The 12,496-nt window shown below is 47.9% G+C and carries 15 protein-coding genes; 6 read left to right on the top strand and 9 right to left on the bottom strand.

Going from position 1 to position 12,496, the window contains the following annotated elements; translation table 11 throughout:
* Positions 1 to 21 precede the first annotated feature (21 nt).
* The 3 genes from MKX80_RS18095 (at position 22) to MKX80_RS18105 (ending at position 866) form a co-directional block, all read left to right on the top strand.
* The gene (locus tag MKX80_RS18095; protein ID WP_020452884.1) at positions 22 to 183 is read left to right on the top strand and encodes a YuzL family protein; all 162 of its coding nucleotides are present in this window, start codon (positions 22 to 24) and stop codon (positions 181 to 183) included.
* A gap of 79 nt (positions 184 to 262) precedes the next feature.
* Positions 263 to 514 (top strand): hypothetical protein, encoded by a 252-nt coding sequence (locus MKX80_RS18100; RefSeq protein ID WP_043927159.1) that lies wholly within the window; start codon positions 263 to 265, stop codon positions 512 to 514.
* A 10-nt stretch (positions 515 to 524) separates the two neighbouring features.
* Positions 525 to 866 (top strand): spore coat protein, encoded by a 342-nt coding sequence (locus MKX80_RS18105; protein WP_043927161.1) that lies wholly within the window; start codon positions 525 to 527, stop codon positions 864 to 866.
* Between the two features lie 29 nt (positions 867 to 895).
* On the opposite strand, the gene MKX80_RS18110 is transcribed toward MKX80_RS18105, so the two are convergent.
* Genes MKX80_RS18110 through MKX80_RS18130 form a run of 5 tightly spaced genes read right to left on the bottom strand, consistent with a single transcriptional unit; the run spans position 896 to position 4,770 of the window.
* Positions 896 to 1,147 carry a YusU family protein gene (locus MKX80_RS18110; RefSeq protein ID WP_234112251.1) on the bottom strand — a complete coding sequence of 84 codons (252 nt, stop codon included), beginning with the start codon at positions 1,145 to 1,147 and terminating at the stop codon, positions 896 to 898.
* Positions 1,148 to 1,888, bottom strand: a complete 741-nt coding sequence (locus MKX80_RS18115; protein WP_234112252.1) for an IucA/IucC family C-terminal-domain containing protein — start codon at positions 1,886 to 1,888, stop codon at positions 1,148 to 1,150. It lies immediately after the preceding gene.
* On the bottom strand, positions 1,881 to 2,699 hold the full coding sequence (locus MKX80_RS18120; protein WP_154998210.1) for an ABC transporter ATP-binding protein: 819 nt from the start codon (positions 2,697 to 2,699) through the stop codon (positions 1,881 to 1,883). The genes MKX80_RS18115 and MKX80_RS18120 overlap by 8 nt, the downstream gene beginning before the upstream one ends.
* A 17-nt stretch (positions 2,700 to 2,716) precedes the next feature.
* Entirely contained in the window at positions 2,717 to 3,772 is a 1,056-nt protein-coding gene (locus MKX80_RS18125; RefSeq protein ID WP_234112253.1) for an iron ABC transporter permease, read from the bottom strand.
* Positions 3,769 to 4,770 carry an iron ABC transporter permease gene (locus MKX80_RS18130; RefSeq protein WP_154998206.1) on the bottom strand — a complete coding sequence of 334 codons (1,002 nt, stop codon included), beginning with the start codon at positions 4,768 to 4,770 and terminating at the stop codon, positions 3,769 to 3,771. The genes MKX80_RS18125 and MKX80_RS18130 overlap by 4 nt, the downstream gene beginning before the upstream one ends.
* Before the next feature lie 152 nt (positions 4,771 to 4,922).
* Here MKX80_RS18130 and MKX80_RS18135 point away from each other — a divergent pair, with 152 nt between their 5' ends.
* Positions 4,923 to 5,900 carry an iron-siderophore ABC transporter substrate-binding protein gene (locus tag MKX80_RS18135; protein WP_154998204.1) on the top strand — a complete coding sequence of 326 codons (978 nt, stop codon included), beginning with the start codon at positions 4,923 to 4,925 and terminating at the stop codon, positions 5,898 to 5,900.
* A 40-nt stretch (positions 5,901 to 5,940) separates the two neighbouring features.
* Here MKX80_RS18135 and MKX80_RS18140 read toward each other — a convergent pair whose 3' ends face one another.
* From MKX80_RS18140 to MKX80_RS18150, 3 genes are all read right to left on the bottom strand, one after another.
* Positions 5,941 to 6,387 (bottom strand): YusW family protein, encoded by a 447-nt coding sequence (locus MKX80_RS18140; RefSeq protein ID WP_182070092.1) that lies wholly within the window; start codon positions 6,385 to 6,387, stop codon positions 5,941 to 5,943.
* 80 nt (positions 6,388 to 6,467) lie between these two features.
* Positions 6,468 to 8,252 carry a M3 family oligoendopeptidase gene (locus MKX80_RS18145; RefSeq protein ID WP_234112255.1) on the bottom strand — a complete coding sequence of 595 codons (1,785 nt, stop codon included), beginning with the start codon at positions 8,250 to 8,252 and terminating at the stop codon, positions 6,468 to 6,470.
* 110 nt (positions 8,253 to 8,362) lie between these two features.
* Positions 8,363 to 9,517 (bottom strand): D-alanyl-D-alanine carboxypeptidase family protein, encoded by a 1,155-nt coding sequence (locus MKX80_RS18150; RefSeq protein ID WP_154998198.1) that lies wholly within the window; start codon positions 9,515 to 9,517, stop codon positions 8,363 to 8,365.
* A 140-nt stretch (positions 9,518 to 9,657) separates the two neighbouring features.
* Here MKX80_RS18150 and MKX80_RS18155 point away from each other — a divergent pair, with 140 nt between their 5' ends.
* Both MKX80_RS18155 and MKX80_RS18160 read left to right on the top strand, forming a co-directional pair.
* On the top strand, positions 9,658 to 10,500 hold the full coding sequence (locus MKX80_RS18155; protein WP_234112256.1) for an oxidoreductase: 843 nt from the start codon (positions 9,658 to 9,660) through the stop codon (positions 10,498 to 10,500).
* A gap of 94 nt (positions 10,501 to 10,594) precedes the next feature.
* Complete coding sequence (locus MKX80_RS18160) at positions 10,595 to 11,059, top strand: DNA starvation/stationary phase protection protein (protein WP_154998194.1); 465 nt, start codon at positions 10,595 to 10,597, stop codon at positions 11,057 to 11,059.
* 35 nt (positions 11,060 to 11,094) lie between these two features.
* Here the strand turns inward: MKX80_RS18160 and MKX80_RS18165 are convergent, their stop codons facing one another.
* Positions 11,095 to 12,465 carry a S1C family serine protease gene (locus MKX80_RS18165; protein WP_234112257.1) on the bottom strand — a complete coding sequence of 457 codons (1,371 nt, stop codon included), beginning with the start codon at positions 12,463 to 12,465 and terminating at the stop codon, positions 11,095 to 11,097.
* Positions 12,466 to 12,496: the final 31 nt, after the last annotated feature.

The raw sequence follows: 12,496 nt of genomic DNA on the forward strand, positions 1-12,496 counted from the left end.
AATAGAGAGGAGGTGAAGGCCTTGGTACGTGAAAGAAAAAATCCATCTTCAGCCGCAGTCAGCGCCGCAAGCATAAAAGGCAATGCAGGTCCGGATTATAAAAAGGCGGATGCGGGCGGAAAACGGACAAGCCAAAACCAGCAATATAAAAAGCATAATATGGATGTTCCTGAAGATCATTAAGCCCCTTTAAGCATCCGGTATAAATTTTCCTGGTGTTAGGAAATCTAAAAATAAACGAATGCTAAAAGGAGGCAGACGCATGCAACATCAGCAAGGAATGACAACACCGCCGCCGGTCATTTCAACAAAGGATCATCTGTATTTGCAGGATATGCTGAACTGGAACTTGCTCGCGATGAAAAAAGCGCATTTTATGGCGGATCAATGCCAGGATCAGTCTCTTAAAACAGAACTCGACAGGGTCGGACAAATGCACCATCACCATTACAATGTGATATTGGAGCAGCTTCGTCAAAATCAAACGCAAAATCCGTCAGCATACATGCAATAGGAGGTCAATGATGAATCAGCAAAACCAACAGAAAATCGGCAATCAGGAAACCCCTGTCCCGAAGACCAGCGCGATGAACGACAGGGATTTTGTCAACGAACTGCTGACAACCGAAAAATATATGACGTCAGCATACTCGACGGCGCTTAATGAATTAAGCCATGAATCGCTTTACCAGGCCGTTCAGCCGCTGTTTAACGAGGCTCAAAACGTTCAGCGCAGATTGTACCAGGTGATGTTTCAAAACGGATGGTACAAGGTGGAGGCTGAAGATGCCCAGAAAATCCAGCAGTCCTATCAGCAGTTCCATTCTACATTGCAAGACCAGTCGCCATATCAGCAAAACCAATAAACAAAAAATAAGCAGAGGAATCTCTCTGCTTATTTTTTCTGATTAGCCGCCCGGTGCGCCTCATTTCGTTCTTTAATCTGGCGGATTACTTCTTTTATCTCCTGCTTTGCATCCGGATAAGCGCCGTTCCAATGCTTGGCGAGGGGCGGCATGCTTTTGGCGATATGGCTGTAGATGATCCACATCTTCACCTGTTCTTTCAGTTCTTCGTCCGTTTCGCCCAAAAGCAGCTCCGTATATTTCTCAACAAGTCCGTCCAGCTGCTCCCTGAGTCTTTCCACTTACGACACCCTTTCTTTACGTTTATTTCTCGGGCATGTCCTGCATTTGACGCCGTTTTTGTCTGTTGCATAATACAGACAGCAAGTCGTGCGTGTCCGATCCTCCGCATGCTGTCCGGGATAAAACCTTTTGAGAGGGTTTTCGTCCGCACCTTCTTCAAAAAGGCCGGGCTCAGCTTCATAAAGAAGAAAATGAAAATCTTGCGCCGCCCGTGCCTTGAGCTTCGGGTCTTCTTGAAGCATGTCATACATCCAATACAGATAAACCGCAATATTTTCCCAAAGAATGTGCTTTGAAATAGAGAATGCCCGCCGACAGGCCGCGATCAGGCCGCCAAGATGGAGCCTGAAGATATCTTCGGTCAATTTTTTCAGTTCTTCGGTTCGGTCCGCTTCGATAAGCTCAGCACCTTTGTGAAAATAAAACGACGGCGTCCAACCTTGATCATCGGCTTCTAGCTCCCACGATACGGAAGCAGGAGCGGCTGGCAAGCGTTTTCCGCAAACCGTAAACAGATAGAAATGCAGCGCAGCAAGCATACCGCTGCGCTTGACGAGCATTGAAGCCGCAACTTTTTGATTCGGAGCGTTCAGCCTGTCTTTAATATCTTCTACATAACGTCCTAAAAAATCCTCATCAAGGAGGATGTTTCCTTTAACAGAGAATAAGGAGCCGGTCTGCTTCGTTCCAAGGCGAAAACGAAGCAATGACTCAAGCTCCTCTTTTGTTAAATTAAGCATGGGACTGAACCACCTGCTGGACGATGCATCTTCCTCTTCCGTACGGAATGCAGTGCGGTGTTCCGAAAAGCGGATCTTTCGTCACTTCGCAGTCCATTTCAAAAACGTCCTGTACAAGTTTGCAGTTGATAATTGATTCAGGCCGGCCTTCGGCATATATTTTTTTATCTTTAATCGCGACGAGGTGATGAGCGTAGCGGCAGGCGAGGTTTAAATCGTGCAGCACCATCACGATCGTGCGCTTTTCGTGTTCATTTAATTCAAACAAAAGGTCCAGAATTTCGATTTGATGCGTCATATCCAAGTATGTCGTCGGTTCATCCAGTAAAATGATATCCGTTTCCTGGGCGAGCGTCATCGCGATCCAGGCGCGCTGCCGCTGGCCTCCGGACAAGGAATCGACTGTGCGCTCAGCCAGTTCTTCCATTCTTGTCGCTTTCAAAGCCCTTTGCACGGCCTCTTCATCTTCTGCTGACCATTGCTTCAGCCAGTTTTGGTAAGGATACCGCCCCTGCTTAACGAGCTGGAGAACGGTCAAGCCTTCCGGAGCCGAAGGACCTTGAGGAAGAATGGCCAGCTCCTTTGCCACTTCTTTGGTCGGAAGTTTGGCGATGGAGCTGCCTTCGAGGAGCACTGAACCGCCCTTTGGCTTCATCAAACGTGCGAGAGACCGAAGGAGAGTCGACTTACCGCAGCCGTTGCTGCCGATAAATACGGTGATTTCACCTTTTGGGATCGTTAAGTTTAACTCATCAATAATGATTGTTTCTCCATAACCTAAGCTTAACGTTTCTGTTGAAATGGCACTCATAAATGAAATCTCTCCTTTTATTGGTTTCTGCTTTTATACAGCAAGTAGATAAAGTAAGGGGCGCCGATCGCTGCAGTAAACACACCGGCAGGCACTTCAACGGGAGAAAAAAGCGTGCGTCCGATGATGTCGGCAATCAGCACGAGCAATCCTCCGATCAGCGCGGCAACCGGCAAGAGGGCGCCGAATGATGATCCGACAAGCCTTCTTGCGATATGCGGGGCCATCAAACCGACAAATCCGACAGTTCCGGCAAAGGCAACGGCGATTCCGGCAAAAGCCGTGCTCAGAAGCAGGAGCAAAAAGCGGTTCCGCTGAACCGAGCTGCCCGCTCCTGTCGCCAGTTCTTCGCCGAGCGTCTGGATGTTGACGTTTCTGGCAGCGGCTGCGGATATCAGCAAAAGGACAAGCGCAGCCGGCAATAAAATGTTCACATCCTGCCAGTTGGACCCATATACTGATCCGGTAATCCAGACGTTCGCCTGGGACATTCTGTATATCGGTCCTTTTATCATAAACAATGTCGTCAGCGACTGGGCAAGCATCGAAAATCCGATTCCGATCAAAACGAGCCTGAAAGTCGAAGAGCCATTTTTATATGAAAGAAAATAAACGAGCATTCCGGCGAGAGCCGCGCCGATAAATGCGGCGACCGGGAGCCAGCTGATGCTGACCGTAAGCGCATTGTTTTTATCGGAAAACAGCATTAAAAACAAGACAACGGCGACTGAAGCCCCGCCGGTCACACCGATGATATCCGGCGAAGCGAGCGGATTGCGGATCAGACCCTGGAGGATCGACCCGGCTGCCGCCAGACAGATTCCGGCAAACAGAGCGACCAAAATCCGCGGCATCCTGAAGGACATGATGATCAGGTCATCGGCCGGATCACCCATGCCCAAAAACGTTTTCGCGACGGCGCCTGGAGAAATAAAACGTTCACCGATGCCGGCGCTGAGGACGACGGCACAAGCCGTCAACACCAATAGGATCATGAACGAAAACAGCGCTTTTCTGCCGATCAACAGTGAAATGCCGCCTTTTCCGATTCTCAGCGTGCGGTAATTTTTCATTTTTGGAACCCCCTTCTCGCGATATAGACAAAAATGGGTGTTCCAATGATGGCTGTCATGACGCCGACAGGTACTTCTTCAGGCATGATCAGGTACCTTGCACCAATGTCTGCGGATACGAGCAGGATCGCTCCCAGCACGGCGCAGTACGGAAGAACCCAGCGATGGTCGTGGCCGACGATAAATTTTGCAAAATGCGGGATGACAATGCCGATAAAACCGATCGGCCCGGCCACGGCGACAGCTCCCCCGGCAAGCAGGACAATCGAAACCGCCATCAGCGCTTTAATCAGCCACGTTTTCTGGCCGAGGCTTTTGGCCACTTCCTCCCCCATCGTTAAGACATTGATTTTAGATCCGAGTAAAAAGCTGATGATAAATGCCGGTAAGATATAAGGAAGGACGGAGACCAAGAGGCTGAGATCGCGCCCCTGGACAGAGCCCGCAAGCCAAAACAATGCCTGCTCAAGCGCTGCTTCATTAACGGAAAGCATTCCTTGCGTCAGGGAGGAGAACAGCGCTGACATCGCCGCCCCTGCAAGCGTCAGCTTGACCGGCGTCAGCCCTTCCCTTCCGAGAGAGCCGACAAAATAGACGACAATCGCGGCAAAGGCTGCACCGAAAAACGAGATCCATGCAATCGCCTGAAGCGAACCGACGTGAAAGAAGAACAGCGCTCCTACAACAAAGAAACCGGCACCTGCGTTCACACCGAAAATTCCCGGGGAAGCAAGCGGATTTTTTGTCATCGCCTGCATTAAAGCGCCGGCAACCCCGAGGGAAGCGCCGACAGTTGCAGCAATCAGCGCGCGCGGCAAACGCACGTTTTTGATGACCAGATGTTCATTAGAGCCGCTGAAGTCGGTAAAAGCCTTGTAAGCCATCGACCATGAAGTATTCGTATAACCGTATACGATACTGGCGCAAACGGCGGCAACCAGCACCAAAATAAACGACAGTAGTGCGATTGTTCTATATTTATTCGTTCTTAAGAGCATAAATTAAAATTCTCCTAGTTTGACTGAAACATCTACTGGTTATTGTATCAGATAACAATGATCTTGAAAATCATTTTCAATTAACAATTGACAAAATTCTGAGCAAAAATTATGATCAGGTTGAATGACTTACATACATAAGGAGGACACACATGAAGAGATGGTCAGTTGTTGGATTTATCGCTTTGTTAGCGATTTCAATTCTTGCAGCCTGCGGCGGAGGCAAGGATGACTCTGCAAAGGGCGGAGAGAATAAAGATACGATCACCGTTAAACATGCAATGGGTACGGAAGACCAAGTGCCTGCAGACCCAAAAAGAGTCGTCGTCCTGACAAATGAAGGAACCGAAGCGCTTTTGGAACTCGGAATCAAACCTGTGGGTGCAGTCAAATCCTGGACAGGCGACCCTTGGTATAAGCATATTCAAGCCGATATGAAAGGCGTTAAGCAAGTCGGACTCGAAGGCGAACCGAATATCGAAGCGATTGCCGAGCTGAAGCCTGATTTAATTATCGGGAATAAAATGAGGCATGAAAAAATATACGACAAGCTTGAAAAAATTGCTCCGACAGTCTTCTCTGAAACACTGCGCGGCGAATGGAAAGACAACTTCTCCCTCTACGCGAAAGCTGTAAACAAAGAAGAAAAGGGCAAAGAAGTTTTAGAAGATTTCGATAAAAAAGTCAGCGAATTAAGCGACAAGCTCGGCGACAAGAAAAAGAAACGGGTGTCGGTTGTCAGATTTATGGCCGGCCAATCAAGGATTTACTATAAAGATTCTTTCCCGGGAATCATCCTGGATCAGCTCGGATTCAAGTATCCTGAAAAACAGGAAAAACTGTTTGAGAAACAAGACGACAAATTTGTTTTTATGACGGAAAATAAAGAATCGATCCCTGACATGGATGGGGATGTCCTGTTCTATTTCACATATAAACCTGCCGAAAGCAAAAAAGAAGCTGAAACGTGGCAAAACGATTGGACAAGCGATCCGCTTTGGAAAAAATTGAACGCTGTAAAAACCGGAAACGCCCATGAAGTCGACGATGCGATCTGGACGACGGCCGGCGGTGTAAAAGCAGCGTATCTGTTCCTAGATGACATCGAAAAATACTTTTTAAAATCGTAAGCAAAAAAGAGCATTTCCAATGGCGGAAATGCTCTTTTGTTTATTTTCCGTTATAGATTCTCGACGTACCATCCGGCCATTTCACCCGCAGATGAAACCGGTCATATCGTTCGTCAAGATTGAAAGCCTCGAGCACATTGCTGATCACGTCTTGCTTTGAATCGGATTTGGCGACCGAAAGCTCGCTTAAAACCATTTTCATTTCGTTTAAAGCTTCTTCCCCTTCGCGGTCCGCTCCGTTCAGATGGTCTTTAATTGATGCTTCTTCCCGCTCCTGTTTGTCGTATACGGCTTCAAACGTATTGTGCTTTCCACGGCCATAGCTTACTTCCAATGCAAATGTATCGTAAGGCACGCTTTCCGCATCTGAAACAGGGGCGTTATCGGGAACGGCCTCCTTGCCTTCTGCATGTTCTTCCGCTATGGAACGGCAGCCGGTCATCAGGATCATGACGAGAGCGATAACGGCCATCCGAAATTGGTTCATACCGTTCATCTCCTCTATGCACATTATCCTTAGCTATGTCCACTTTGCGGAAACTCATTCAATCTCTTAGCGGAAGCCTTTTATGCCATCGCTAAAAATTCTTCTGCATCGCGGACAGCCGGCTGAATGGCCGCTTCCCAGAAATCCCGCTTTGTCAGATCGGCGCCGAGATGCTTCATGGCCAGTTCCTCAACAGACATGGAGGCTGTATCTTTTAAGAGGGCGATATATTTTTCTTCAAATGCCGCCCCCTCTCTCAGCGCTTGCGCGTAAATGCCAAGCGAAAACAAATAGCCGAACGTATAAGGAAAATTGTAGAACGGGACAGACGTAATATAAAAATGAAGCTTTGATGCCCAAAAATACGGATGATACTCGCCAAGCGCACCGCAAAACGCTTCTTTCTGCGCTTCTTCCATCAGCTCGTTCAGCCTTCCGGCGGATACGACGCCGTTTTTTCGTTCATCGTAAAAGCGGGTTTCAAATAGGAACCTTGCGTGAATGTTCATGAAAAAGGCGACGCTCCGCTGAACCTTATCTTCCAGAAGGACGAGTTTTTCTTCATCTGAACCGGCTTGTTTTAACGCCGCATCAGCCACGATCATTTCTGCAAAAGTGGACGCGGTTTCCGCCACGTTCATCGCGTACGCCCTGTTCAGCGGCCTGACGTCCAGCATGGATTCCTGATGAAAGGCATGGCCAAGCTCATGCGCCAGGGTGGAAACGTTCGACTGACTTCCTGAAAATGTCATAAATATTCTCGATTCCCCGCTGTCCGGAAAATTGGCGCAAAAGCCGCCCGGGCGTTTGCCTCCCCTGTCTTCAGCTTCAACCCATCTGTCTCTGAGCGCCTTTTCGGCAAAGGAGGAGAGCTTTTTTCCAAACGTTTTAAACTGCCCGGTAATAAAAGCTGCTGCCTCTGAATACGAATATTCCTTTGCTGCTGAACCGAGCGGCGCTTCGACGTCATACCAGCTCAGTTTATCCAGCCCGAGCATAGACGCCTTCCGGAAAAGATAGTCTGCAAACGGCTTTTTATGATCAATAATGACCTGCCACATGACATCAAGGGTTTCCTGCTTCATGCGGTTGATGTCCAGCGGTTCTTTCAATACATTGTCCCAGCCTCTCGCCTCATAGACGTTCAGTCTGAAACCGGCGAGGTGATTCAGGGTGCTGCTAAGCAAATCAGCGTGCTGTTCCCAACCGTGGTCCAAATTTTCCGATACAGAGCGGCGGATCTTTCTATCAGGTTTAGATGTCAGGTTCTGTGCCTGTCCGACAGACAGAATTTTCGTCTCGCCATCTTCTTCATACGGAATTTGAATTTGGTCGACGATGCTGTCATACATATCGCCCCAGGCATGATATCCGTCAACAGACAAGCCTTGAATCAATGTTTCCTGTTCGGAACTAAGCTTTTCCGTTACCCGCTCTCTTCTCTCATTCAAAATATAAGCGATATCGGAAATGCCTTCATCTTGAAGGATCGCTTCCCATTCTTCATTTGGGACAACGGCAAATTTGCTGTCAAGCACGACCAGCGCCTTCTGCGCATCGGCAGCGAGCTGGGTGACCTCAAAATTAAGGGCATTCGCCTTTAAATCCGTGATGTCCTGGGCTTGGAGACATCCGACAAAAGCGTCTGCTTCGCGGATTTTAACATCAATTGTTTCAAAAAGCGCCAGGGTTTCTTTCAATTCATCAAGGCTTCTTTTTGAAACGGTAAGAGCCTCGGCAGAGCGTTTAAAAGTTGAAAGCAGTGTTTTAATCTCATTTAAATATTGGCGGAATTCGGCGGAGCCGCTCCCGCCTTTAAAGAAAACCTCAAGATCCCACGTATCCTTCAGTTGATGAAATGTCATTGTTCCCGTCCCCTTTCATTGGCTTGTTTCCATTATAAGATAAATTTGCCTTTTCAGGGCAAATAAAAAACGGCCGGCTTGTGAGCCGGCGCGCCTCTTCCCTTATCATATTACAGCTGCCTCATCCGCTTGACCGCATAGCTTGCCGTCAATAAGCCGATTAGGCCGAACACAAATAAAAACAATCCGCCTTTACTTTGCGGTTGACCGTGAACACCATCTGTACCGCTTGTCATTTCCGCGCTGAATGGTTCTGCGATTTGCAGGGCCTGAAGCAGCCTGCCGTCCTCCCCTTTAATGTTAAGGATTCCGTCGCTGTCTACATTTTCGCTCAGAACTTCGCCTTTCTTTTTCGTAACGTATAAAGGGCCCTTCAGTTCATGGCTCGTCCCGTTCTGATCAGTAAACGCTTCTCCCTTTTTGAGTTCTTGTGTCTCGTAATTGCGAAATCCCTCATCCAAAAGCGTTTTTGTATCGCTGTACATCATTTTCTTGCTGTCGGCCTTCATGACGACCGCGATTAAATCAAGGCTGCCCCGCGTTGCCGTCGTGACAAGGGTATGCTTTGATTCATTCACAAACCCTGTTTTGCCGCCGGTTATACCTTGGTAAGGAATCTCACCTGTCAGCATCCGGTGATGGTTTTTCAGCGTTGTGTCCCACGTCTGTCCGTGCCAAGCCGTTTGCTTTTCCGAAAAAAGCGCTCGAAACGTTTTGTTTTTCATGGCGTACTCGGTAATTCTCGCCATGTCGGCGGACGTCGTATAATGATTTTTGTCAAACAGTCCGTGAGGATTCATAAAATGAGTGTCATGCACTCCGGCATGCTCAGCGATAAACGCGTTCAAATCATCCGCAAACTGTTTCACGCTTCCGCTGACATGTTCCGCGATCGCCGTACCGGCGTCATTTCCCGAATTCATCAGCAGCCCTTGGAGCAGCCGTTTTAACGGTACCGACTCCCCCGCTTCCAGATATACGCTTGATCCTTCTGTTTGAGCGGCATTTTTGCTGACTTTCACACGATCTTCTAAATTTCCGTTTTCTATTGCATAAATCGCCGTGGCAATTTTGGTAATGCTGGCTGGATACATTTTTTTGCGGCTGTTTTTTTCATAGAGGACCTGCCCCGATTTCCCATCGATCAATATGGCGGAAACGCTTTTGATTTCCGGTTTGTTTTTTTCTCCTGCTTGAGCCGAACTATGAAAAAACAGCGTCAGACATAGTACAATAATGAACAGGAGGGATCGTTTAACATTCATCGTGTCACCCTGCCTTCTTTCTCGCTTGCAATTTTTATAAAAATAGGTCTTTTAGCACTTTTTAAATTTTATCAATGATAAACTGTCGCTGACAAGCCTTTTATTGTCAACAAACCAAAATTTTGAATGGAGGAAACTCATTGAACAATAAAATCGCCATCGTAACGGGCGCGACAAGCGGATTTGGTTTATTGACCGCTTTAAAACTCACCGGCACTCATTTCGTAATCGCAACGGCGCGCCATCCGGAAAAAGCGGAAGCTTTGCGGAACCGCATAGCAGAGCTTTCGATCGAGTCATCGATTGCCGTCGCTGAACTTGATGTCACAAACGAACAATCGATTTCATCATTTTCCGAAGAGCTGAAACGGTACGAACAGATCGACGTTCTCGTCAATAATGCAGGAACGGCATACGGCGGATTTGCTGAAGAGCTTTCTCTTGACGACTACAGAAAACAGTATGAGACAAATGTTTTCGGCCTGCTGGCGGTCACGAAAGCGGTCCTTCCTTATATGAAGAAACACAGCGGCGCCAAAATCATCAATCTGAGCAGCATCAGCGGGCGGATCGCTTTCCCCGCTTTCTCGGCATATGCTTCATCAAAGCATGCGGTTGAAGGCTTTTCAGAAAGCCTCCGTCTCGAACTCCGTCCATTCGGGATCGATGTGGCCGTCGTTCAGCCGGGATCGTATCAGACGGCGATTTGGGAGACATCGTTTGCCGCGCAGGTCACTAAACCTGAAGCCGAATCACGGTACAGTACATATTTTGAGCGGATCTCTTCCTACATTGCGGCGAGCCGCAAACATTACGGAAACCCTGATGATGTGGCTGAACTGATCTGCCGCCTCGCTGCAAAAAAGCGGCTGAACAGGCTGCGCTATCCGATCGGCAAGGGCGTCCGCCTCCTGATCCTTCTCCACAGCGCCCTGCCTTGGCGAATTTGGGAACGTGCGGTCATTAAAAAATTGTTTAAATAAGGTTATTTAAAATAATTATAATTTAGTATTGATTTTAATTTTATATTTGTTATAATATAATTAACAAATGAAAAACACGAGGAGGAAATGTTACATGATCTCTCAACAATTAAAACAGCAAAATCCTGTACTTGAAAACTCAATGAATACGAATTTGTCAAACTGGTTCATCCTCTACACGAAGCTTCACCGTTTTCACTGGTATGTAAAAGGGCCGCAGTTCTTTACCCTTCATGAAAAATTCGAAGAGCTTTACAACCATGCCGCAGAAACAGCAGATGTAGTCGCGGAACGCTTGCTGGCCATCGGCGGACAGCCGCTCGCCACAATGAAAGAATACCTTGACCACGGCACAATCGCGGAAAACGGTTCCGAAAAAACGGCCGAAGAAATGGTTTCCGCACTTGTCAGCGATTACCGTCAAATCCGCGATGAAATTCAGCATACCATCGAACTGGCGGAAGACAAATCAGATCATTCTACCGCTGACCTTTATATCGCCCTGACAGAGGAAATTGATAAGCAAATTTGGATGCTTTCTTCATTTTTGGACAAGTAATATGAAAAAGCCATGGCAGACGCCATGGCTTTTATTTATGATTTGCTTTTCGCAAGTTTTGCTTTCATTGTTGTTTGCTTTCCATTTCTCAGCACCTCAAATGTGACAGTATCTCCTGCTTTTGCTTCTGTATAAAGAATTTTTCTGAGGTCTGAAGTGGTTTCGACGTTTTTGCCGTTCATTTTGGTGATGACGTCGCCGGCTTTCATACCCGCGTCAGCCGCAGGCGATTTCGGCGATACTTTATCGATGTACACGCCTTTATTGAGCTGGTCTCCGAAAAGGCCAAGCGTATTTTGCTGATACTGTTCAGGCACCTGCTGCATATCGATCATTTGCACACCTAGGAAAGGCCGTTCCACTTTTCCTTTTTCCAAAAGCTCGTCAACGATCGGCTGAACATCATTGCTCGGTATCGCGAAACCAAGCGATTCAACACCGCTTTGGCTAATCTTCAGGCTGTTGATACCGATGACCTGCCCACTGCTGTTAATCAGAGGCCCGCCACTGTTTCCAGGGTTGATCGCCGCATCTGTCTGAAGGACGTTCATATCCCAATTCCCTTCAGATGTGGAGACTTCAATCGTCCGGTTGACACCGCTGATGATGCCTTCTGTAACCGTTCTTGAAAATTGCAGGCCGAGAGGGTTCCCGATCGCAATTACTTTTTCGCCGGCGCGCAGTTTTGCGGAATCTCCGAAACTTGCAACCTTATCAACGCCTTTACTGCTGATCTCTAAAACGGCCAGATCAGTCAAAGCGTCGCTGCCGATAATCTTGGCATCTGCGGTCTTACCGTTGTATAAGGAGATGGTCACCTTCGAAGCGCCTTCAACGACGTGGTTGTTTGTGATAATGTAGGCCTTTCCGCCGTCTTTCTTAAAGATGACGCCTGATCCCGTGCCGCTCTCCTCCACGTCGTCTTCAGAGAAGCCGAAGCTCGTTTGAATATTTGAAACTCCGACGATCGCAGGTTCCAAATCTTCCACCATATCAGGAACGTTATCTGCGTTCGTGACAGGTTTTGTGGTGAAATTCTGCGACTGCTTTGGCTCTGTCTGTCCGGTTCCGGCGGTTTCGCTCGGATGATCGCCCGGCAGATACGGGGAGATTCCAAGCACTAAGCCGCCCCCGATGATGCCGCCCAAAATCGGGCTCAGCCACGAAGCCTTACGCCGTTTTTCTTTTGCCGCTCTCGTTTCCCTGGCATCTTCCAAGGCTGCAGCGGTTTCTTTATTCGTAAGATCTGACTGATCGTCTGTATCCTTCTTTAAAATCAGCTCGGGCTCCTTTGCCGGCTGTTCTGACTGCTGCTCCTCAGAACCTGCCGTTTGCGGCGTCTGCGCTTCTTCGTGAAGCTGCTCTTCATTTGCATGTTTTTGTTCGTCATCGCGTCTAAAATCCATAAGCGTACACTTCCTTTATTTTTCTTGTCTT

It is taken from the genome of Bacillus sp. FSL K6-0972 (assembly GCF_037976035.1).
Taxonomy (GTDB): Bacteria; Bacillota; Bacilli; order Bacillales; family Bacillaceae; genus Bacillus; species Bacillus haynesii.

Coding starts and splice junctions, on each gene's coding strand:
- MKX80_RS18150 (WP_154998198.1), bottom strand. CDS start 9,517: ATGAATGTTAAACGATCCCTCCTGTTCATTATTGTACTATGTCTGACG.
- MKX80_RS18120 (WP_154998210.1), bottom strand. CDS start 2,699: ATGAGTGCCATTTCAACAGAAACGTTAAGCTTAGGTTATGGAGAAACA.
- MKX80_RS18130 (WP_154998206.1), bottom strand. CDS start 4,770: ATGCTCTTAAGAACGAATAAATATAGAACAATCGCACTACTGTCGTTT.
- MKX80_RS18115 (WP_234112252.1), bottom strand. CDS start 1,888: ATGCTTAATTTAACAAAAGAGGAGCTTGAGTCATTGCTTCGTTTTCGC.
- MKX80_RS18165 (WP_234112257.1), bottom strand. CDS start 12,465: ATGGATTTTAGACGCGATGACGAACAAAAACATGCAAATGAAGAGCAG.
- MKX80_RS18160 (WP_154998194.1), top strand. CDS start 10,595: ATGATCTCTCAACAATTAAAACAGCAAAATCCTGTACTTGAAAACTCA.
- MKX80_RS18100 (WP_043927159.1), top strand. CDS start 263: ATGCAACATCAGCAAGGAATGACAACACCGCCGCCGGTCATTTCAACA.
- MKX80_RS18125 (WP_234112253.1), bottom strand. CDS start 3,772: ATGAAAAATTACCGCACGCTGAGAATCGGAAAAGGCGGCATTTCACTG.
- MKX80_RS18145 (WP_234112255.1), bottom strand. CDS start 8,252: ATGACATTTCATCAACTGAAGGATACGTGGGATCTTGAGGTTTTCTTT.
- MKX80_RS18140 (WP_182070092.1), bottom strand. CDS start 6,387: ATGAACCAATTTCGGATGGCCGTTATCGCTCTCGTCATGATCCTGATG.
- MKX80_RS18105 (WP_043927161.1), top strand. CDS start 525: ATGAATCAGCAAAACCAACAGAAAATCGGCAATCAGGAAACCCCTGTC.
- MKX80_RS18135 (WP_154998204.1), top strand. CDS start 4,923: ATGAAGAGATGGTCAGTTGTTGGATTTATCGCTTTGTTAGCGATTTCA.